Below are 21,105 nucleotides of genomic sequence, written 5' to 3'. Positions count from 1 at the left end.
AATCGCAGGGGGACGCGTTCTTTTTTTTCTTCGGTTGTATCGGAACGTCAGTTCCGCCGGAACACCGTCAGACCAGCGCGTCGGCGAGGAAGTCGCGCTGCAGAAGCAGCAGGTTGCGCGCCACCGTCTCGTCGTTGGTCATGTGCGTGATGCCGTTGAGCGGCAGGAACGTGTGCTTGCGTCCCGCGGCCATCAACGCCTGGCTCAAGCGCAGACTGTTGGCGATCGTCACGTTGTCGTCGGCGAAACCGTGGATGAGCATGAGCGGACGGCTGAGCTTCGGCGCGTCCGCGATGATGCTGTTGCGCTCGTATGTGGTCGGATCGAGTCCCAGATACCGCTCAGTGTAATGCGTGTCGTACAGCGTCCAGTCGGTCGGCGGAGCGCCCGCACAGGCCGCGGCGAACGTGTCGGGCGCGTCCAGCACGGCGAGCGCGGACAGGAAGCCGCCGTAGGACCAGCCGATCATCGCCACGCGGCCGAGGTCGGGTTTCGGCACGGCAACGCCGGTTTTGGTGGCGATCGAGGCAAGCGCGTCGGGCAGCGCGTACACGGCGTCGACCTGGTCCTCAAGCGTCACGGCTTTCATGTTTTCGTAGATCGCGCGATCCCACTTCGGTCCGCGGCCGGTGGTGCCGCGACCGTCGGCGGTGACCACGATGTAGCCTTGGTCGGCCCACCACTGCGCGTCCCAGTAGAACGACTGGCTTTCCACGACCTGCTGGAAACCGGGGCCGCCGTAAGGCTTCATGAGGACCGGCAACTGGTCGGCATGCGCGTATGCGCTGTCGGCCGACGGCAGGATGACAGCCGCGTACAGGCCACGTTCGCCGAGTCGGGTGAATCGCACGTTCGGTGTGAAACCGGGGATTTCAGAGTGGTTTTCGATTGGCGAGACCACCATCGACATCATTTCCGCGCCGTCCGCAACACCGTCCGCAACGTCGCCTTCCGTCGTGCGCACGTTCATGCAATGCTGCATCTGCGACCGCGCGTCGTCCATGCCGCGCCCGGTCACCACGCAACCGTCGCCGGAACGGGACATCGTCCATTGGCCGGGCGTGCAGGTGAGCGGCTCCCAGTCGCCGTCGTAACGGATCGAGACCACGTCGAAGCTGCGGGCGTCGTGATCGTCCGCGTTGGACTGCCACAGGAACGGCAGATCGGCGGCCGGCAGCAGTTCCGGCGTGCGCTGCACCACGCACAGCACGTCGTTGTCGGTCACGTCGAGCACTTCGCGCACCTGCAGGCCCTTGGGTGTGAATGGCGTGCCGTCCACGGTCAGACGGTTCGTGTCGGCGTCCATGTCGTTCATCGCGCACACGAGACGGCCGTCAGGCGTGTATGCGGGGGTGCCGGCGATCAGGTCGAGCCAGCAGTCGTTGCTATGTTCCTCAAGCACGCGCGTGGTGCCGGGTTCTTCGCCGGGCGCGTATTCGGGGATGGCGATGGAGAAGGTCTCCACTTCGCTGCCGTCCTCGTCGGTGAAGCCGTTTTCCGGCGCGCTCATGGTCACGATAGGCTCGCCCACGTGGACGGCGAGCACCTGGTCGTGCTGCTGAAGCCGGTCCTGCACAAGTAGCAGCGGCTCGTGGCCTTCGGTCCAGCTGACGGCGGCCAGGTATTCGTACGATTCGCGGTCCCATTCCACGTTGTGTGCGATGCCGCCGTAGTAGCAGCCGTCCGTATCGTAGCCGAGTTCCAGCAGCGTCAGATGCACGTCGGCGTTGGCCGTCATTGCCTGCGGATAGCGGCGTCCCTGCGCGGGTTTCGTCGGATCGGCCGGGTCGGCGATGTACCAGGTCTGCTCGTGGGATGCGTCGAAGGTTTCGAAGAGCACATACTTGGAATCGGGCGACCACCAGAAGCCGTCGTAACGGTCCATTTCCTCACCTGCGGCGAATTCGGCGAGACCGATTTTCCATTCGCCTGCTTGCGATTCGGCCGCGTCGCTTTGCGCGTCATCTTTCGTGCCGTCCTGCGTATCGGCAACGTCGTCAGCGTCGTCTTGCGGAACGGACGCGACGATGGACACCGCATCGCCCGCGTCTTCGCCTGCGTCCGTCGTGTCCGACACGTCCGCAAGATCGACGTCCACCAAATACGTGCCGGTCGTATACATGATGTGTCGTCCGTCGGGGCTGATGCGCGGGTTCAGCACCGGCTTGAATTCCGGTTCGTCGATGGCGATGCCGCGCGTCACGCCGGCCGCGATATCCGTCAGGAACAGCTGGCCGTTGATGGTGAACGTCACGCGGTTGCCGGCCGCATCGACCGAATAGCCGACGATGCCGGAACCACCTTCACGCGCACGTTCGCGGCGCGCCTTTTCCTCAGCCGGCACATCCTCGGCGTCGGCGTCAGCCAGCAGCGTACGCGGATCGGCAAGCAGAATCTCGTCGGTATCGCCATCGCTGCCGATCACGCTCATCCACAGGGAGGTGACGGTGTCCTCCGGACCGTCCGAACGCAGGAACAGCGCACGCGAACCGTCGCCGATCGCGCGGGCGGAACGTGGCGCGCCGCAGGTGAATCGCAAGGTACGGGCCTTCAGCCCAGGAAACTCATCAATCGCATCATTCATACCTTCCAATCTACCGACCGTCACGCACCACTCGCCGCCAATACCCCGGACACAACCCCCTTCACATGAAATTTTTGCAAGTAAGTAGCCTTCGAATTGGCGCTCGGCAGGCTACAGCGTAGGATAGTCAAGGACAGAAAGGGACAAGTATGAGTGTTCTCGACCGATTTGAGAAGAGCGTGGAAGGCGCCGTCAACGGGGTTTTCGCGAAGTTCGGGTCTAAAGACCTGAAGCCCGTCGACCTTTCCAGCGCTCTGGAACGCGAGATCGACAAAGAAGCCATGCCCGTCACGCGCGATCGCACCGTAGCCCCGAACGAGTACCGTTTCAAGCTCAGCACTCCGGATTTCAACAACATCGTCGAGTGGGGCGCCGAAACGCTCGCCAATGAACTTGCCGACAACCTCACCCAGTATGCGAAGAGCCAGAACTACGCGTTCGTCGGCCCGGTCGTGGTGATCTTCGAAGAGGATCTTGAACTTTCCAAGGGCGATTACCGGCTTTCCAGCGAATCCGTGCAGGGCAACACCGTGCCGGTCACGACCGACGCGCAGACCGAGGATTGCCCGATGCTGGAGATCGGCGAGCACCAGTATCTGCTCACCGAGGAAAAGACCATCATCGGCCGCGGTTCCGATTGCGACATCGTCATCGACGACCCCGGCATCTCCCGTCGTCACATGGAGATCGACGTCACCGACAACGGCAACACCGTCATCGCCCGCGACCTGAACTCCACCAACGGCATGTACGTCGAAGGCCATCATGTTGAGGCGGCAACGCTGCTCGACGGCAACACGATCACCATCGGCCGAACCCGCATCCTGTACTGGGCCTCCTCGCAGGAGCAGGAGTAATCAGCCCCAACCCGGAGAGCCGCCTTTTATGCTCACTGAATTAACGTTTGCGATCCTCAAGTACGGGTTTCTCGTACTGCTTTGGATCTTCGTGGCCTGTACGGTACGTTCGCTGTACAGGGATATCGAAACGCTCAGCCCGCGCAAGTCGCGGGCTCATCGTCGTAAGGAGCGCGCCGCGCGCAAGGCCGTCGAATCGCCTGCGCCCGTAGCCGCCGCAGCCCCTTCGGCAAGCGCCGCAACCAATGCCAAACCAACTCTGCTGGTCATTATCGATGGCCCCCTTGCCGGCAGTTCCGTCCCTCTGGCCGGCAACACCATCACACTTGGCCGTTCCGCTTCGAACACCGTGGTGCTGGATGATGAATTCGTTTCCTCCCACCATGCGCGCGTCTACACCGATCCCGCCACCGGCCGTTGGGCCATCGAGGATCTGGGATCCACCAACGGCACCGTCGTCAATCATCAGCGTCTGAACGCGCCGATGATTCTTGGCGCGCGCGTGCCTGTGCGCATCGGTGCGACCACCTTCGAATTGAGGTGACGTTTTTGCCGACTTCCACCGCTTCGCAACAATTGTTCATGTATTCCACCGTCGTCTCCGACGTGGGCACCGTGCGTTCCAACAACCAGGATTCCGCGTTCGCCGGCGAGCATCTCATCGCCATCTGCGACGGCATGGGCGGGCATGCCGGCGGCGACACCGCCTCCACCATCGCCATCCGGTCGCTGGCGCATATCGAACAGGACAATGTTGACGGCGACGTGCAGGTCGTCTCCCATATGATGGCGACTTCCGTCATGGCCGCGCACGACGCGATCGTCGGCAAAGCCAAGCGTGAGCGTCGTCTTGCCGGCATGGGCACCACCGTCACGTCCGTGGCGCTGGTCGCCGGCTGCTGGGTATTGGCGCATATCGGCGATTCCCGCGCGTATCTGCTGCACGACGGCCATCTGGTCCGCATGACCAGCGACCACAGCTACGTGCAGCATCTCATCGACACCGGCCGTATCAGCGAGGCCGAGGCGCGCAACCATCCGCAACGCAATGTGGTGATGCGCGTGCTGGGCGATTTCGACATCGATTCGCGCCCTGACATCGCCATCCGCAAAGCGCATCCGAGCGACCGTTGGCTGCTGTGCTCCGACGGCCTGTGCGGCGTGCTGGAGGATTCCACGCTTGAAGAAGTGCTGTCCACCTGCGCCGATCAAGAGGAGTGCGCGCAGCGGCTCGTATCGATGGCGTTGCGTGCGGGCAGCACCGACAACGTCACCGCGGTGATCGCCGACGCGACGCTCGCGCTCGACGCGGACGCGTTCGACCTGCCGCATCAGACGCCGCTGATCGGCGGCGCGGCCAGCGCAAGCTTGGAAACCATCGCGGACATCGTCAACGAACCGGTCGCTTCCGCCCCGCCTCTGCGCGAAGGCAAACAGTCGCCGGCGGCGCGCGCCGCGGCCCTGCGCAGCGGCAAGGATCCCAACGAGGAGCCGAAACAGCCGGAACAGCGCGTCGCGCAGCCGTCGTCGGTCCGCGAAGACAATGGCGACCGTGTCAATACCGATACCGGGGAAATTCCGATTGTGCAGAAGCGCAACGGGCGTATTTCCGCCGATCCGAACGATCCGGAAGTCGCCAAGGCGATTCGCAACGAACATATCGAGGAACGTAAGACGAAACGGTCGCGCAAATTCCGCAACCGCATCATCACCATACTCATCATCATTCTGGTGCTGCTTGGCGTTGCCGGCGTGGGCGTGGGCACCTACCGTTGGAGCCAAACCAAGTACTACATCGGCGACAACAACGGCAAAGTGGCGATTTTCCAAGGCGTGCCGACGAGCATCTTCGGTGTCAAACTGTCACATGCCGTCACCGACACCAATATGAAGACCAGCGATCTGCCGCCAAGCTGGCGCGAACAGCTTGACCAGGGCATCTCCTTCGACACATACGGCGAAGCGAAAAGCCATACCCGTCTGATCAAAAAGCAGCTGAACGATGCGAAGCGCAAGCAAGAGGCGAAGCAGCAGGAGAAGGCCGAAGCCGAGCAGAAGGCGAAGGACGAAGCAGCCGCCAAGCAGAAGCAGCAGGAGGAAGCGGCGAAAAAGACCGCCGATCAGGCCGCGCAGACCAACAAGTCGGGCGGTGACAAGTCATGATCGCAACACGCTTGAGACAGCTTGGCATGCTGCTGTTCAGCATGCTGCTGTGCGCGGTGGCGTTCTTCCAGATGTTTGAACGCACCACGAACGGCTTCCCGCAAAACTATGTGTGGATGCTCGCGTTCGTAAGCGCGCTGTTCCTGACCGCCTGGGGTCTGCTGCTGCGATTCCAGCCGCACGCCGACCAATCGGTCATGTGCTGCGTGCTGGTATTGACGGGCATCGGCGTCACGATGATCGCACGCCTCGACCAAGACACCAAAACCACAGTGGCGTTCCGACAGTTGCTTTGGTTGGCGATCGCACTGGTGTTTGCCAACCTGCTGGTGGTGTTCATGAGGGATTACCGCGTATTGCGGCGATTCTCGTACGTCAGCATGGTGATCGGCATCGTGCTGTTGCTGTCGCCAATGCTGCCGGTGGTCGGTTCCGAACAGTACGGCGCACGCATCTGGGTGAAGATTCCCGGCTTGGGATCGTTCCAGCCGAGCGAATTCGCCAAACTGTTCCTGGCGTTCTTCTTCGCTTCGTATCTGTTCGACCATCGCGACCAGCTTGCCGTCGGCGGAAAGAAGATTCTCGGCATCCAACTGCCACGCATCAAGGATATGGGACCGATCATCGTGGTGTGGATCGTCTCCATGGGCGTTCTGGTCCTGCAGCATGATCTGGGCACGTCACTGATGTTCTTCGCCATGTTCGTGTCCATGCTGTACGTGGCCACCGGGCGTAAAAGCTGGATCGTCATCGGATTCATCGCCTTCGCCGCCGGCGCGGTGGCGGCGGCAAGCATCTTCAGCCACGTCGGCTCGCGTGTGGACGCCTGGCTCCACCCGTTCTCCGCGGCTCAATACAACAAGGAATACGGCGGCTCATACCAGCTCGTCACCGGCATTTTCGGCTTGGCTTCCGGCGGTCTGATGGGCACCGGCCTCGGTCAGGGCCACCCGTCGATCACCCCGATCGCAAATTCCGACTACATTTACGCGGCATTGGGCGAGGAGCTGGGATTGACCGGCCTGATGGCCATTCTCATGCTGTATCTGCTGATCATCGCAGCCGGCATGATCACCGCGATGAAAATCAAGGACGGCTTCGGCAAGCTGCTTGCGTCCGGCTTGGTGTTCACCATGGCCTTCCAGGTGTTCACCGTGGTCGGCGGTATCACGCTGGTCATTCCGCTGACCGGTCTGACGCTTCCCTACATAGCGGCCGGCGGTTCGTCGCTGATCGCAAACTACATGCTGGCCGCGCTGCTGATTGTCATCTCCAATTCCGCGAACAGGCCGGAATCCGAAATCGACAGCGACACATTCCAGCAGGAAGCCGTCAGGGTGTTGCGCGAACGCGAGCGGAACCGTCGTACCGAAATCGCCGGCAATACGCGTTCAGGTGCGGCGAAGGCTTCGGCCATCCCGGCCGTGCGGGCAAGCCATGCGGGCGCAGCCGGACAAGCAGGTCATGCCGTGCCCGCCAATCAAACCAGCCAAGCCGGCCACACCAGCCAAGCCGGCCACACCAGCCAAGCCGGCCAGACCGATCAATCCAATCCGACGATTCCGATAACCGGAGTCCTGCCGACGATCGACCAGCAAGGAGCATCGCATGAATAAGTCGCTCCGCCAGCTGTTCACCATCGTGGTGGCCTTGTTCGTCATTCTGGGCATGTCCACCACCATCATCATGGCCATCCGAGCCAACCAGCTCACCAACGACGCACGTAACGTCCGCGCGCTGTACCACGAATACGGCGCACCGCGCGGGTCCATTCTCGCCGCGGACGGATCGGTCATCGCAAAATCCGACCCTTCCAACGATTCGTTCTCGTACCAGCGTTCCTATTCCGCCGGCGAACTGTATGCGCCGGTCACCGGATTCTTCTCCATCAGCCAGCGTGGCTGGAGCGGCGTCGAAGCGTCCCGCAGCTCGCTGCTGTCGGGCCAGTCGGAGCAGCTGCTCTGGCAGCGGTTCAAGTCGCTGTTCACCGGGCAGGAGAACAAGGGCGCCAATATCGAAACGTCCATCGATCCGAAGATTCAGCAGGCCGCATACAACAGCCTCGGCAGCACGGATGGCGCCGCAGTGGCCATCGAGCCGAAAACCGGCCGTATCCTCGCCATGGTCAGCACGCCCAGCTACGACCCGAACCAGCTGGCCAGCCATGACATGAGCCAGGCGAACAGCAACTACGGCGTGCTGTCCCAAGACGCCACCAATCCGATGCTCAACCGAGCCACTTCGCAGCTGTATCCTCCGGGGTCCACGTTCAAAACGGTGGTGGCCGCCGCGGCTTTGGAAACCGGCCAATACCAGCCGGATACGCAGATTCCGGCAGGAGCAAGCTACACGCTTCCCGGCACCGTCACGCAACTGACCAACGCCGTACCGCAGGCCGACGGCGCTGACGGCAAGATCTCCATGGAGGACGCGCTGGCATATTCGTCGAACACCGCGTTCGCCCAGTTGGGCGTGTCGTTGGGCGACAACGCCGTCTCGTCCATGGCCAAGAAACTTGGTTTTGACAGCCCGATCACCGTGGACGGTTCCGATTACACCGGAACCCCGTGGGTGTCGGTCACGTCGAAGTTCCCCACCGACATCAACGACGACAAGCTCGCATTGGCGTCTATCGGCCAGGGAGACACCGTGGTGACACCGTTGCAGAATGCTATGGTGGCCGCCGCCATAGCCAATGATGGCAAGCTTATGCAGCCCACGCTGGTCGACCGCGTGCGTTCCGCCGACTTGTCGGTCATTTCGCAGACCAAGCCCACGGTCATGTCCCATGCGTTCAGTGCGGATACGGCCAACAAGCTCACCCAGATGATGGAGGCCGTGGTCACCAAGGAGAACACGAATCTGGCCATCAACGGCGTGCAGGTGGCCGTCAAGACGGGTACCGCGCAGATTGGAAACGGCAATACGTCCATCGACGGCTGGGTGATCGGATTCGCGCCGGCGGACGATCCGAAGATCGCGGTGGCGGTCGTGGTGCATAACGTGGACCTGTACGGCTCGTTCGCGGCAGGACCGATTATGAAAGCAATGATGCAGGAGGCGCTGGCAGAATGAAACTGGTTGAAGGACAGCTCATCCACCGACGCTACAGGTTGGATTCCCGCCTGGCCCAAGGTGGTATGGGTGAAGTGTGGAAAGGCTATGACATCCAACTTGGACGTCCGGTGGCCATCAAGGCGCTACGTGGCGATTTGGGCGTCACCCAGGAGGCCAAACTGCTTCGTCTGCGCGCGGAAGCCCATAATTCCGCCAATCTTGCGCATCCGAACATCGCTGCGCTGTTCGAATATTACGAGCATGACGGCATCGGATTCCTCATCATGGAATACGTGCCGAGCAAGTCGCTTGCAGACCTGTACCACGAGCAGAACGGCCCGATGGACCCGATCAAGCTGCTGCCGATTCTCATTCAGACCGCACGCGGCCTGTTCGTCGCGCATTCCCATGGCGTGATTCACCGTGACGTGAAGCCGGCGAACATCATGGTGTCCGATTCCGGCGAGGTGAAGATCACCGACTTCGGCGTCTCCTACTCCACCAACCAGGAGCAGATCACGCAGGACGGCATGGTCGTGGGCACCGCGCAGTACATTTCCCCGGAGCAGGCGCAGGGCAAGCATGCCACGCCGCAATCCGATATCTATTCGCTTGGCGTCGTCGCCTATGAGGGCCTGTGCGGACACCGTCCGTTCACGGGCGCCACACCGGTCGACATCGCCGCAGCACATGTCAATAATCCGGTTCCGCCGCTGCCCGACACCGTCGATGTGCAGTTGCGTGAATTCGTCATGTCGATGTTGGCCAAGGACCCGCTGGACCGTCCGAAGGACGCGCTGGTGGTGTCACGCACCCTGTCCCGCATCGAACGCCGTCTGCTCGACCAGCAGACGCAGCTGGCCGACACGATGGTCGTCTCTTCGGGAGGAAGGCTTCCCCGACGTGTGGTCAGCAAACCCCATATCTCCGTGAGCAATGATTGGAAGGAACAGGGATGAACATCAACATGCCTACCTCTCTGGCCGGGGGCCGTTATCAGCTCGGCCAACTCGTCGGCCGTGGCGGCATGGCCGAAGTGCATGTGGCGACCGACACGCGTCTGGGGCGTACCGTCGCCGTCAAGATCATGCGCGCCGATTTCGCCACTGACAGCATCTTCCTTGAGCGTTTCCGCCGTGAAGCCCATTCCGTCGCGCAGATGAACAACCCGAACATCGTGAACATCTACGATTCGGGCGAGGAAACCGTCACCACGGAAACCGGCGAGATCGAGCATCTGCCGTATCTGGTGATGGAGTACGTCAAGGGTCAGACCCTGCGTGACATCCTCAAGGTGAATGGCGCGCTGAGCCAGCGCGACGCCGAGCAGGTGATGATGGGCGTGCTCAACGCGCTCGAATACTCGCACCGCATGGGCATCATCCACCGCGACATCAAGCCCGGCAACATCATGATTTCCGAGCAGGGCGTGGTCAAGGTCATGGACTTCGGCATCGCCCGCGCGATCGACGATTCCGCGGCCACGATGACGCAGTCGCAGGGCGTCGTCGGCACCGCGCAATACCTGTCTCCGGAGCAGGCGCGCGGCGAAAGCGTCGACATGCGTTCCGACCTGTATTCCGCCGGCTGCGTGCTGTACGAAATGCTCACCGGCCGGCCGCCGTTCACCGGTGATTCGGCGGTGGCGATCGCCTACCAGCATGTGTCGGAAGTCGCCACTCCCCCAAGCACGATCGTGCCGGGCCTGCCGAAGATGTGGGATTCGATCTGCGCGAAGGCGATGGCCAAGGATCGGCAGAACCGTTACGCCACCGCTTCCGAGTTCAAGAACGATCTGCTGACGTTCATGAACGGCGGTGTGCCGATGGCTGCCGCGTTCAACCCGTTGACCGACCTGACCAACATGAAGGCCCGCAAGCAGGCCGAAATGGATGCCGCCACCGTGCCCATGGCGCCGGCGACGGATGCGCCGACGCAGGCGTTCAACCCGGTCACCGGCCAGTTCGAGGCCGTGCCGAATCCGAATGGCGGAGTCGAAACGAAGACCCGTGCGGAACAGCGTGCCAAGGCCGCGCAGGAGCGCAAGAAGAAGCAGATCATCATCGCTTCCGTAATCGGCAGCATCGTTGTTTTGCTGGCCGTCATCGGTATTTTCTTCGCGTTGAACGGGCATAAGAACACTGCGGATCTGGTGTCCGTGCCGGACTTCACCGACACGTCGAACATTTCCCAGGCGCGTGTGGAAGAACAGCTTAAGGCCCTTGGTCTGAAGCTTGACGCCCGTGACGATTCCACGTCCAGCCAACCGAAGGGCACCATCACCAAACAGAACCCGAAGGGCGGCAAGAAGGTGGCGAAGGGCTCCACCGTCTCCGTATGGTTCTCCACCGGCCCGCAGGCGGTCAGCGTGCCTGACGTGTCCGGCAAGACGCAGGAGGAAGCGAAGGGCATTCTTGAGGCGGCAGGCTTCAAGATCGGCAATGTCATGACCGTGGACAGTGCCTCCATCGAGAAAGACAAGGTGGTGAACACCAATCCGGCCGCGCATTCGAAGCAGACCAAGGGCACCATCATCACGCTGTATATTTCGTCCGGTATGACCAAGATTCCGGATGGTCTAGTAGGCCAGGCCAAGGATTCGGTCATCGCGCAGCTCAAGCAGGCTGGTCTGACGCAGATCACCATCGAAAGCGAGTATTCCGATTCGGTGCAGTCCGGTGCAGTCACCCGCATCGATCCGGGTTCCGGCAGCACCGTCGAGGCGGGAACGGCCGTGACCATCTGGGTGTCCACCGGCAAGCAGCAGGTGAGCGTGCCGTTCGTTGCCAACTCCACACTTGCCGAAGCAAAGAGCATTTTGGAGGCCGCCGGATTCCAGGTAAGCGTCAACGGGCCACAGGACGACGATGCGACCGTCGTGTCGATGTCTCCGAATGGCGGCAGCCAGGCCGACAGCGGATCGACCATCACGCTGACCACCAAGAAGTCATCCAGCGACACCCCCAGCACCGACACAAGTAACGGCAACAACAGCAACAACCAACAAGGCAACTAACAAAATCAGGGGAGGGAGCGGCTCAAAGCCGCTCCCTCCCCTTTCTCTTTCCCTCAAAAAACAAAAGCAGCCGAAGGCAGCTCCATAAAGCCAAAGGAGCTTTGCTTCCCGCAGGTCCTGTTCACGACCGTAAGCTTGGCCGAACGGCCTTGAGTGTGTCGTGAACAGGACCTGCGGGAAGCAAAGCGGCACCGCAAGCAAACAAAAGCAAGCAACAGCCATCGCCGTCACTCACCACTCTTCATCACTCACTCATTCATCGCAAAAAATCGCAATTCAGCAAGCTCAAAAAAGAAAACTACTCGCTCACCTTAGGCTGCAATCCAATCGACTTCTCCACTGCCGACTCCTGCCCACACACCTTAAGCCAGTTCGCCAACAGCCGATACCCGTCCTGGGTCATGACGGATTCCGGATGGAACTGCACCGCATACATCGGCTTGTCGCGATGCTTGATGCCCTGCACGATATGATCGTCCTGCGTCCACGCGGTCACCACCAGCTCGTCCGGCACGGAATCCGGTTCGACAGCCAGGGAATGGTAGCGCGTGGCGGTCATCGGATTGGCCACGCCGTCGAAGATCTCATCGTCGATATGCTCAACCTGGCTGGTTTTGCCATGCATGATGGTCGGCGCGTGGCTCACGGTGGCACCGAACACTTCGGCGAGCGCCTGCATGCCGAGGCATACGCCGAACATCGGCTTGTCGAGCTTCGCGCACAGGCGGATCATGTCCTCGCTGGCGCCGGATTCGGCCGGAGCGCCGGGGCCGGGAGAAATCAGCACGCCGTCGTATTCGTCGATCACGCCCGGCTGGGACGGGTCGATCGCGTCGTTGCGCACCACGGTCACCGTGGCGCCGAGCGTCTTGAGATAGCCGACGATCGTATAGACGAACGAATCGTAATTATCTACCACCAGAATGCGTGCGGAATCGGTCATCATGCTCCAATCAACGTTTGAACAGCAGTGTACGTGCGTTCCGTGCCGCAGCAACGTCCGCGTCTCACGCAGCGGCAGCCTTTAGATGGCCGTGTAGTTCGACATCTCCTGCAACATCGGAATAGTCGACGCGGCCCACGGGAACAGCCATTCGAAGCACGATGCGGCCGCTGCGAAAACCAGCAGCAGCACCAGCAGCAGACGGATCGGCAGCACGCCCGGCTGCAGTCGCACCAGGCTGCCGTACAGGCTGAAATCGGCCTTCTTTCGTCTTCCTGCGCGCACGTCGGCGAGATACGGCCATCGCCAGGCGACGGCGGCGGAAATAAATATGATCACGTATGCGGCGAGCGCGCCGAAGATCCACGGTTTCAGCGTATCGATCGACGACAGGAACGACGACTGTTCGTTGTTGACGAATTTGACTGTGCCGTTGGCGTTTTGGGAGGCCAGTTCCTGTGGGATGCCGTCGGAGACCTTCGCCCAGTAGGAGAATTCGGCGTAGCTGATCCAGCGGTGCGTCGGCGTGGAGTATTTCGGTTCGCAGGTGGTCATGGTCAGCATGCGTTTGGTCGGTGTTGCGCCGGGGTTTTCGGGGTTGGCCGCCACCACTTCGGTCTGTGTTGGCAGCACGATTTTGTAGCTGGTGTAGTGGTACACGTACCAGTAATCCTGCGTGCGGACGATGATCGGGTCGCCTTCCTGCAGTTTGTCGACGTCGCCGAGCGGCTGCCCGTAGCCGTTGCGGTGGCCGGCGAAGGCGAAGTTGCCGACCTGGCCGGGCATCTGCGAATCCGTGTAGTGGCCGAGGCCGTGCTTGTTGAGCTGTGTCAGGTCCGTGCCTTCCACCAGGTTGCGTTGCCATTGGCTGCCGAATCGCGGTATGTAGATTTGGGCGATGAGTTCGCCTTCCGTGGCGCTTTGCGGCTGTACAGGCGGGTCACCCTGCTGTGCCTTCGCCACGGTGACGTTGCCGGACTTTCCTGGATCGGACCAGGATACGGATTGGCGGGTTTCGATCTGGTTATGCTCCGACTGCACGCCCGTCCACCACATCTGCCATGCGATGTACAGCGCGCAGATGGCGGCGGCGGTCAGCATGAGTTCGGCGAGGATGCCGAGTATCGTCCACAGCGCGCTTTTGGTGCGTCCGCCACGGCTTGCCACATGTTTCATCGATTGTTATTTCCCCTCTTGCGAGTCGCCGTTCTTGTCGTTTTCGAGCGCTTTCGCATACTGCAACGGCTGCTGCAACGCGTCGGTCGCGTCGAAATGCAGTTTCGTTTTCTCGTCGACCTGCCATCCCAGGCCGAACGCGCTCACGTACTGCTTGTAGATGGACACTTCCTCGGAATCGTCGAGCGCTTTTCTCATGCCCTCCACTGGTCCGATCGCCGAGATTTTGAACGGCGGCGAATACTTCTTGCCTTGCAGCAGCAGCACGTTGCCGGAGCAGCGTACGGCGGAGTTGAACAATACGCGCTGGTCCATGATCTGCATGGATTCGGCGCCTCCCGCCCACAGCGCGTTGACCACGGCTTCGATGTCCTGCTGGTGCACCACGTAATCGTTGATGTTGGCGCTGGATCCGTTGGCGTCGACCATGTTCTCCCATAGCGGCGAATCGTCGAGCGTCACCACCAGTCCCGGGCCTTCCACGGCGGGGAGCATGGTGCCGTTGCCGGCGCTTTCGCTGTCTTGCGATCCGTCGGCGTTCTGGCTGTCGAGTGTTTTGCTCAGATCGTTGACTCTGGTGCTCAGCGCATCGATTTCGGACCGTAGCGAGTTCACTTTTTTCACGCGTTGTTCCACGAGTTCGGCGGTATCGTTGCTCACCACCACGGAACGGTTGACGCGCAGGTTGGTGGACAGCAGGAATCCGGAGAACAGCAGCACGAGGAACGCCGCGACGCCGGCCGCCTTCGACCGTTTCGCGCTGTGCTTTCCGGTATGCTTCGCCATACGCGCCTTTCCAAACCTGCCTGAATCCGCCGGGTTTCACTGAACAATTGTCCTGATTTTGAACAGTTTTACGCCGTGAGTTCGCCGCTTTCGAGTCTACCCACTATTATGACTTTTAGCCTATTAAAGGAGACTATGCTGATGGCTGACGAAGAGCTGCACGAAACCACCGCGGATGACCAGAAGGATCTGCAGTCCGCCGACGACACCGCTGCCGTCGAGGAAACCACCGAAGATGTCGTCGACAAGACTTCCGTTGACGAGGACCAGTCCGACGATGACGATCTCGATATTCCTATGGACCGTGTCGAAGCGGTGCTGAACGCCACCGTTGATAAGGATTCGCTGTCACCGCAGATGCAACGCATGATGAACCGTCAGGCGGAGAACACCCGCCGTGTGGAGGAAAGCATCAAGGGCACCAAGTCCAACCCGCGCTGGTTCGTGCCGCTGTTCTGCGCGCTGATGATCATCGGTCTGGTGTGGGCCGTGGTCTACTACCTGACCACCGATTATCCGATTCCGCACATCGGCGCTTGGAACCTGGCCATCGCGTTCGCAATCATCATGGTCGGTTTCATTATGACCATGTGGTGGCGCTGAGTCGGTTTTCTCCGTTTCGCCTATCCCATCGAAGCTTATGTAAGAGACGCCGGGTCCATTGCGATCCGGCGTCTCTTTTATCCGCTTCAACCACTTTACTTACCGCGTCTGCATCGCCCCGCTTCAGCTTTAGGAAAAGCGGTTTCCTGTCGAGTGGGCAGCCGCCGCTTACCCGCCGATTATCTGCTGATTTTCGCCGTCCGAATCAGCACGTGGTCGCCGCCTTGCATGGTGGTGCCGAACAGGTAGGCGTCGCCGCCGTCGGCGAGCTTGAGTTTCTTGCGCAATTGCGGCGCGGTGAGTGGGAAATTACGCACGGCGATGTTGGCACGGTCCAAGCCGGACAGCAATCGCTTCAGCTCCTTCTTACCCATACCGCCGATCGTTTCGATCGCAAAACCGCGCCCCGGAAAGCCATCGACCGGCCCGTCCGATACGAACAGGTGGCTGCTCGGGCCGATCTGCACCGCCCCGAATCGCGCTTCCACCACGTCGAAGCAGCCGGCCTTCATGATCGACGCGTTCGGCTCGTACAGGTAGCGCAGCTCGTGCGGCAGCGGCGCGTCCCCGATGCGCAGGCCGCGCGTATAGGCGGCCGCATCGTAGTCGAGTCGCTGATCGTCGTTCACGCAGTACACGTGCGGCGCACGCGTGTCTGCCGCTGCGACATCGGACGTTGCCCCGGCAGCCTTGCCGTCCAGCACCAGAAGCAGTTCCTTGCATTCGTTGCCGGTGGAGACGATGTGCACTTCGGCCACAGTGCCCGCGAAATCGTCGACCGCCTTGCGCCAGTCAAGCATCGGCGACAGTTTGATCATCACATATCGTGCCTTAGCCAGCAGCAGATCGCGCAGCGCCAGCACGTCGGGCGTGCAGTCCTCGATCGCGTAGGTGCGGGCGCCGTGCTCGTCGCGGCGAGCCGGGTCGATGTAGATCAGCTGCGCCGGCTCCATCGCACGTAGGTATTCGACGCCGTCGCCGCACACCACCTGTGCTTGCGTGAGGCCCAGCGCCGCCATATTGTGCGCGGCCAGTTCGCATAGATGCGATTGGCGTTCCACGTACGTGGCGTGACCGAATCCGCGGGCGAGATATGAGAAATCGACGCCGAATCCGCCTGTCAGGTCCGTCATGGTCGCGTCGTTGGCCGTCTGTCCCGCCGATTGCGGCAGAGATCGCAACAGACGTCGGGCGATTTCGGCCTTGTATTGCGCTGTGAACTGCGATGAGCACTGTTCCATGGAAATATGCGCGGGATAGACGATATCCGCGCAGGCGGCCCATTGCGGCAGTTTGTTGCGGGCGATTTGCCAGCCCGCGATCTGGTCGAGCGCGGCCGGCAGGTCGAGGTCCGCCGTCCGTTTGGTTTTGAGCGCCAGGTCACGCACGTCTTCATTGCGATGCGCCTCGGCGAAGGCGCGCGTCACGTCGTTGAGCAGTGGTCCGTCACTCATGGTTCCTCTCCCCTTCTTCGCAAGTATCTGCCATGTCGCACGCATATCGTCGCACGCGTATCCTGCGTCCGTGGCGCATCGGTATTGCGTCCTTGTCGATTGCCTTCGTCATCTTATCTTTCCTGTGGATAACAAGTGGACAAATGTGGATGAATGTGGATAACGCCCATATTTTGTGCCTGAGTCAACGTCGCACCACGAAATATCGGCGGCGATTTTCCCCATTTTTGTGGGGTGTGGATATCGGTTATCCACAATTTTCACATAGGAAATTCCTTATGTTCCGCCATTTTGTGAATATCCTTGTGGATAATCCACCACGTTATCCCCGCCTTACCCACAGGTTTGACCTCACTTATCCACAGAGTTATCCACGGATGTGGAAAACTACATGTGTGTAGTTCCCGCATTACTGGTACAGAAGTGACATATGCATCAGCGGATTGCCGGCGTTGCATCCCACGATGATCGCCACGACCACCACGAACACCGTGATGCCGTACACCGTGGTGCGCCACGTCAGGCTTTTGCCGCGGAACGCATGCAGGCCGGTGACCAGCAGCCACGCAAGCACGCCGCCGACGATGAATCCGCCGACATGCGCCTGCCATGCAATGCCCGGCGTGATCACCGGCATCAGGAAGTTGATCAGCATCCAAATCAGCATCGAACGAATATCGATGCCTATTCTCCTGTACACCACCAGAATCGCGGCGAACAGGCCGAACAGCGCGCCGGACGCGCCATATGCGGCGGTCATCCATCCCGACGGCGAGCACACGGCCCACACCATCAGTCCGGCACCGCCGCCCAATCCGGACAGCACGTACAGCGCGAGGTACGGCCAATGCCCCATCATGCGTTCCAGCACGGGTCCCACGCACCACAAAGTAAGCATGTTGAACAGGATGTGCCACAGCGAGGTTGGCTGGTGCAGGAACATCGAGGTGATGAAGGTCCACGGGTGCCGGACGGCCGTGGCGGGCAGCAGCATGCCGGCGTTCACGAACGCGTTGCCGCCTTCGGGCCAGACGAGGAAGAGAACCGCTTCGATGGCCCACACCACGATGCAGATCGCCATGATGGCGGTGGTGATGACCGGGTCGCCGTTGCGCCACCGGTATCGCAGCGATCGGGCGGAGAACAGATCCTTGAACGATGGGGAATCGGGAAACAGACTGAATCGTTGGTATGCCATAGCTCAACACTACCGGCACATGCGGTATTTTCCGGCGCGTAAATCCACCCAATCGACACATTCCACGAATTAAGATAGGGAACAGAGCTGGCTTGAACGAGCAGGTCAGCCAGTGTTTGGAAACCTTGAAAGGAGCCGTCATGGAGAACAAGTCTTCTAACGGTTGGAAGTTCTTCGCACTGCTCTTCGGAGCTTTGCTTGCTGGCGTCGTCGGTCTGTACATCTACAAGCAGCAGAATCCCGACTATGACCCGTGGGAGGAACCGTGGGAGAACAGCTCCTCGCCGGTCGACCTGGGCCTGACCAAGGACGCCGAGCCGGAGGCCGACGCCACTGCCGCCGCTCCTGCCGCTGAGCCGGAAGCCGCCTGATTTCGCCTTTCCCGGCACACCTATGCCGCGTTGGGTTTGTTGCTTCGCCCTGTATCTTGCGATACAGGGTTTTTCTTTTGCTTTTTCGATTGCGATTGACTTGCGGCCTTCCGTCGCACTGTCGCTGTATTGCCACGTACGTTCGGCACGTACGTTCGGGCACTACCGGCATACGCAATCGGACATGCGAAAAACATACGAAAAGGCCCTTGGAAAATCCCAAGGGCCTTCGTCGTCATCACTTATCCGCCCATTGCGAAACGGACGGAGCGGAAGCGATCATGCGTGCGTCGGCGATGCCGGCGACGTTTCATGACCGCTCCATAATCACTTGAGCGGACCGGTGTGCCAGATGCGCTCGAGGTAATCCTCGATGGAGCGGTCGGAGCTGAAGTAGCCGGAGTTGGCCACGTTGAGCACGGCCATGCGGCTCCACTTCATCGGATCGCGGTAGGTTTCCTCGATCTGGGCCTGGATGTCCATGTACGCGCGGAAGTCGGCGAGCGTCATGAAGTAATCCTTGTTCAGCCAATCGTTGACGAGGTCCTTGTAGGTGTCCTTGTCGCCGTCGGAGAAGGTGCCGTCGGCAACCATATCGATGGCGGCCTTGAGCTGCGGGTCCTTCTCGTAGTACTCGCGGGACAGACCCTTGGTGTCGTAGCCCTTGGCGTACAGCGCAGAGACTTCCGGCTCGGTCATGCCGAACAGGAAGAAGTTCTCGGCGCCCACACGCTCACGGATCTCGACGTTGGCGCCATCGAGGGTGCCGACGGTCAGAGCGCCGTTGAGGGCGAACTTCATGTTGCCGGTGCCGGAGGCTTCCTTGCCGGCCTGGGAGATCTGCTCGTCGAGGTCGGTGGCCGGAATGAGGTTCATGGCCAGCTCGATGTTGTAGTTCCACGGGAAGTAGACGTTCAGCTTGCCCTTGACGTCCGGGTCGTTGTTGATGACGCGGGCGACGTTGTTGATCAGCTGGATGGTCTGCTTGGCCAGGTAGTAGCCTGGAGCGGCCTTAGCGCCGAACACGATGGTGCGCGGCATGATGTCGTCGGCGGAGACCTTGCCGGACTTGATGTCGGCGTAGTCGGCGATGACGGACAGGATCTTCAGGGCCTGGCGCTTGTACTCGTGCAGACGCTTGACCATGGTGTTGATCATGGTGTTCGGGTCGATGTCGAAGCCGTACTTGCGCTTGGCGAAGTTGGAGAAGTCGACCTTGTTGGCCTGCTTGACGGCGGCGAACTTCTTGACGAACTCGTCGTCATCGGCCAGCGGGATGAGGCCCTTGAGCAGCTCGAGGTCGGACAGCCACTTGTCGGTGCCGAGGCCCTCGGTGATGACGTCGGACAGACGCGGGTTGGCCAGCTTGATGAAGCGGCGAGGGGTCACGCCGTTGGTCACGTTGGTGAACTTGTCCGGGTAGACGTCGGAGAAGTTCTTCAGGGTGACGTCCTTGAGCAGCTGGGAATGCAGCTCGGCCACGCCGTTGACGTGGGAGCCGCCGTAGGAGGCCAGGAACGCCATGCGCACGGAGTCGCCGGTGTAGATGGCCATGTCCTTGATGGTGGCCTCGTCAACGCCCTTGGCCTTGAGCTCGGCCTCGAACTGGTCGTTGATCCTCTCGATGATCTCGAGGTGACGCGGCAGCAGTTCGCCGATGAGCTTGGACGGCCACACTTCCAGGGCTTCCGGAAGCAGGGTGTGGCAGGTGTAGTTGAAGGTCTTGTTGGTGATCTTCCAAGCGGTGTCCCAATCGTAGCCGTACTCGTCCATGAGGACGCGCATGAGCTCCGGAATGCCGATGACCGGGTGGGTGTCGTTGAGCTGGAAGGTGATCTTGTCCGCGAAGGTGGTCAGATCCGGCTTGTCCTGGCCCGGGTAGAAGACGCGGATGGCGTCGTGGATGGAGGCGGACACGAAGAAGTACTGCTGCTCGAGGCGCAGAGCCTTGCCCTGCGGGGTGGAGTCTTCCGGATACAGGATCTTGGAGATGTTCTCAGCCTCGACCTGCGGCTTGACGGCGTCCAGATACTCGGACTTGTTGAAGGTGAGCAGATCGAACTCGTCGTAGCTCTTGGCGGTCCACAGACGCAGGGTGTTCACACGGCCGGAGGCGTAGCCCGGAACCATGTAGTCGACCGGGACGGCGCGCACGGACCAAGCCGGCTTCCAAACCTTCTTGCCGTTCTCTTCGACGACTTCGCCGCCGAAGGAGACCTTCTGGTCGCGGTTGTAATCGATGTGGCCCCACGGCTCTTCGTTGGCCAGCCAGTAATCCGGGGTCTCGATCTGCTTGCCGTTCTCGTCGAATTCCTGCTTGAAGATGCCGTACTTGTACTGGATGCCGTAACCGAACGCCGGCACGCCAAGGGAGGCGAGGGAGTCGATGAAGCAGGCGGCCAGACGGCCCAGACCACCGTTGCCCAGGCCCGGCTCGTATTCGGCGTCGATGATTTCCTGGGCGGAGAATCCGAGGTCCTTGACGGCCTTGTTGAACTGGTCGGTCAGTCCGGCGTTGAGCAGCGCGTTCTCGAGCTGCTTGCCCATGAGGAACTCGGCGGACAGGTAACCCACGGCCTTGGTGTTGCCGTTGACCATGTCGGCCTGGGTCTTCATCCAGGAATCCACGAGATGGCGACGCACTGCGGCGGACGCGGCGACGTACACATCAGCCGGCTTGGCCTGCTCGACGGTGACGCCCTGGGTGTACTTCAGCTGCTCACGGATTTCGTCAGCGAATTGTTCCGCGGTGACCGCGGACTTCGGTGCGGTAATTTCAGTCATTGATTGACTCCCTTTGACGGATATTCTCCAGGAACATTATGCCTTACCCCAGCGTCCTTGCATTTGCGGCCGCATGAACACTAAGTAACATCATGCATACGTTCTCATGTACA

The 21,105-nt window shown here is 60.8% G+C and carries 16 protein-coding genes; 9 read left to right on the top strand and 7 right to left on the bottom strand.

Annotated features, from left to right (window positions below; genetic code table 11):
* Positions 1-67: 67 nt before the first annotated feature.
* Positions 68-2,584 (bottom strand): prolyl oligopeptidase family serine peptidase, encoded by a 2,517-nt coding sequence (locus tag KSX58_RS03120; protein ID WP_217735769.1) that lies wholly within the window; start codon positions 2,582-2,584, stop codon positions 68-70.
* 149 nt (positions 2,585-2,733) lie between these two features.
* Between KSX58_RS03120 and KSX58_RS03115 the strand changes: the two genes are divergently transcribed.
* Genes KSX58_RS03115 through pknB form a run of 7 tightly spaced genes read left to right on the top strand, consistent with a single transcriptional unit; the run spans position 2,734 to position 11,677 of the window.
* On the top strand, positions 2,734-3,441 hold the full coding sequence (locus KSX58_RS03115; RefSeq protein ID WP_003807269.1) for a DUF3662 and FHA domain-containing protein: 708 nt from the start codon (positions 2,734-2,736) through the stop codon (positions 3,439-3,441).
* Between the two features lie 28 nt (positions 3,442-3,469).
* Complete coding sequence (locus KSX58_RS03110; protein ID WP_003807267.1) at positions 3,470-3,985, top strand: FHA domain-containing protein; 516 nt, start codon at positions 3,470-3,472, stop codon at positions 3,983-3,985.
* A 5-nt stretch (positions 3,986-3,990) separates the two neighbouring features.
* A complete protein-coding gene (locus tag KSX58_RS03105; RefSeq protein ID WP_055054930.1) occupies positions 3,991-5,604 on the top strand; it encodes a PP2C family serine/threonine-protein phosphatase in 1,614 nt (537 codons plus the stop codon).
* Positions 5,601-7,220, top strand: a complete 1,620-nt coding sequence (locus KSX58_RS03100; RefSeq protein WP_217752042.1) for an FtsW/RodA/SpoVE family cell cycle protein — start codon at positions 5,601-5,603, stop codon at positions 7,218-7,220. Before KSX58_RS03105 ends, KSX58_RS03100 begins: the two co-directional genes overlap by 4 nt.
* Positions 7,213-8,679: a penicillin-binding protein 2 gene (locus KSX58_RS03095; RefSeq protein WP_011742592.1), complete on the top strand. Its 1,467-nt coding sequence runs from the start codon at positions 7,213-7,215 to the stop codon at positions 8,677-8,679. The genes KSX58_RS03100 and KSX58_RS03095 overlap by 8 nt, the downstream gene beginning before the upstream one ends.
* On the top strand, positions 8,676-9,620 hold the full coding sequence (locus KSX58_RS03090; protein ID WP_003807258.1) for a serine/threonine-protein kinase: 945 nt from the start codon (positions 8,676-8,678) through the stop codon (positions 9,618-9,620). The genes KSX58_RS03095 and KSX58_RS03090 overlap by 4 nt, the downstream gene beginning before the upstream one ends.
* Positions 9,617-11,677: a Stk1 family PASTA domain-containing Ser/Thr kinase gene (pknB, locus tag KSX58_RS03085; RefSeq protein ID WP_085380091.1), complete on the top strand. Its 2,061-nt coding sequence runs from the start codon at positions 9,617-9,619 to the stop codon at positions 11,675-11,677. Before KSX58_RS03090 ends, pknB begins: the two co-directional genes overlap by 4 nt.
* 298 nt (positions 11,678-11,975) lie before the next feature.
* Here the strand turns inward: pknB and KSX58_RS03080 are convergent, their stop codons facing one another.
* The 3 genes from KSX58_RS03080 to KSX58_RS03070 form a co-directional block, all read right to left on the bottom strand.
* Complete coding sequence (locus KSX58_RS03080) at positions 11,976-12,620, bottom strand: aminodeoxychorismate/anthranilate synthase component II (RefSeq protein ID WP_117779935.1); 645 nt, start codon at positions 12,618-12,620, stop codon at positions 11,976-11,978.
* Between the two features lie 81 nt (positions 12,621-12,701).
* Positions 12,702-13,796, bottom strand: coding sequence for a class E sortase (locus KSX58_RS03075; protein WP_011742589.1), 1,095 nt, complete (start codon positions 13,794-13,796; stop codon positions 12,702-12,704).
* 6 nt (positions 13,797-13,802) lie between these two features.
* Positions 13,803-14,582, bottom strand: coding sequence for a DUF881 domain-containing protein (locus tag KSX58_RS03070; RefSeq protein WP_011742588.1), 780 nt, complete (start codon positions 14,580-14,582; stop codon positions 13,803-13,805).
* Positions 14,583-14,723: 141 nt separating this feature from the next.
* On the opposite strand from KSX58_RS03070, the gene crgA reads away from it, so the two are divergent.
* Positions 14,724-15,185: a cell division protein CrgA gene (gene crgA, locus KSX58_RS03065; RefSeq protein ID WP_021913503.1), complete on the top strand. Its 462-nt coding sequence runs from the start codon at positions 14,724-14,726 to the stop codon at positions 15,183-15,185.
* A 179-nt stretch (positions 15,186-15,364) separates the two neighbouring features.
* Here crgA and KSX58_RS03060 read toward each other — a convergent pair whose 3' ends face one another.
* Both KSX58_RS03060 and KSX58_RS03055 read right to left on the bottom strand, forming a co-directional pair.
* On the bottom strand, positions 15,365-16,639 hold the full coding sequence (locus KSX58_RS03060; RefSeq protein ID WP_217735767.1) for a class I SAM-dependent methyltransferase: 1,275 nt from the start codon (positions 16,637-16,639) through the stop codon (positions 15,365-15,367).
* 409 nt (positions 16,640-17,048) lie between these two features.
* On the bottom strand, positions 17,049-17,837 hold the full coding sequence (locus tag KSX58_RS03055; protein WP_003807241.1) for a rhomboid family intramembrane serine protease: 789 nt from the start codon (positions 17,835-17,837) through the stop codon (positions 17,049-17,051).
* 140 nt (positions 17,838-17,977) lie between these two features.
* On the opposite strand from KSX58_RS03055, the gene KSX58_RS03050 reads away from it, so the two are divergent.
* Positions 17,978-18,208: a hypothetical protein gene (locus KSX58_RS03050; RefSeq protein ID WP_021913506.1), complete on the top strand. Its 231-nt coding sequence runs from the start codon at positions 17,978-17,980 to the stop codon at positions 18,206-18,208.
* A 327-nt stretch (positions 18,209-18,535) separates the two neighbouring features.
* Here the strand turns inward: KSX58_RS03050 and KSX58_RS03045 are convergent, their stop codons facing one another.
* Positions 18,536-20,992: a glycogen/starch/alpha-glucan phosphorylase gene (locus tag KSX58_RS03045; RefSeq protein ID WP_138296899.1), complete on the bottom strand. Its 2,457-nt coding sequence runs from the start codon at positions 20,990-20,992 to the stop codon at positions 18,536-18,538.
* Positions 20,993-21,105 lie beyond the last annotated feature (113 nt).

It is taken from the genome of Bifidobacterium sp. MSK.17.10 (assembly GCF_019129655.1).
GTDB classification, from domain to species: domain Bacteria; phylum Actinomycetota; class Actinomycetes; order Actinomycetales; family Bifidobacteriaceae; genus Bifidobacterium; species Bifidobacterium adolescentis.
Note: the sequence above shows the minus strand (reverse complement) of the source record. Positions and strands in the feature narration are given on the sequence as shown.

Coding starts and splice junctions, on each gene's coding strand:
- KSX58_RS03120 (WP_217735769.1), bottom strand. CDS start 2,584: ATGAATGATGCGATTGATGAGTTTCCTGGGCTGAAGGCCCGTACCTTG.
- KSX58_RS03115 (WP_003807269.1), top strand. CDS start 2,734: ATGAGTGTTCTCGACCGATTTGAGAAGAGCGTGGAAGGCGCCGTCAAC.
- KSX58_RS03110 (WP_003807267.1), top strand. CDS start 3,470: ATGCTCACTGAATTAACGTTTGCGATCCTCAAGTACGGGTTTCTCGTA.
- KSX58_RS03100 (WP_217752042.1), top strand. CDS start 5,601: ATGATCGCAACACGCTTGAGACAGCTTGGCATGCTGCTGTTCAGCATG.
- KSX58_RS03095 (WP_011742592.1), top strand. CDS start 7,213: ATGAATAAGTCGCTCCGCCAGCTGTTCACCATCGTGGTGGCCTTGTTC.
- KSX58_RS03090 (WP_003807258.1), top strand. CDS start 8,676: ATGAAACTGGTTGAAGGACAGCTCATCCACCGACGCTACAGGTTGGAT.
- pknB (WP_085380091.1), top strand. CDS start 9,617: ATGAACATCAACATGCCTACCTCTCTGGCCGGGGGCCGTTATCAGCTC.
- KSX58_RS03080 (WP_117779935.1), bottom strand. CDS start 12,620: ATGACCGATTCCGCACGCATTCTGGTGGTAGATAATTACGATTCGTTC.
- KSX58_RS03075 (WP_011742589.1), bottom strand. CDS start 13,796: ATGAAACATGTGGCAAGCCGTGGCGGACGCACCAAAAGCGCGCTGTGG.
- KSX58_RS03070 (WP_011742588.1), bottom strand. CDS start 14,582: ATGGCGAAGCATACCGGAAAGCACAGCGCGAAACGGTCGAAGGCGGCC.
- crgA (WP_021913503.1), top strand. CDS start 14,724: ATGGCTGACGAAGAGCTGCACGAAACCACCGCGGATGACCAGAAGGAT.
- KSX58_RS03060 (WP_217735767.1), bottom strand. CDS start 16,639: ATGAGTGACGGACCACTGCTCAACGACGTGACGCGCGCCTTCGCCGAG.
- KSX58_RS03055 (WP_003807241.1), bottom strand. CDS start 17,837: ATGGCATACCAACGATTCAGTCTGTTTCCCGATTCCCCATCGTTCAAG.
- KSX58_RS03050 (WP_021913506.1), top strand. CDS start 17,978: ATGGAGAACAAGTCTTCTAACGGTTGGAAGTTCTTCGCACTGCTCTTC.
- KSX58_RS03045 (WP_138296899.1), bottom strand. CDS start 20,992: ATGACTGAAATTACCGCACCGAAGTCCGCGGTCACCGCGGAACAATTC.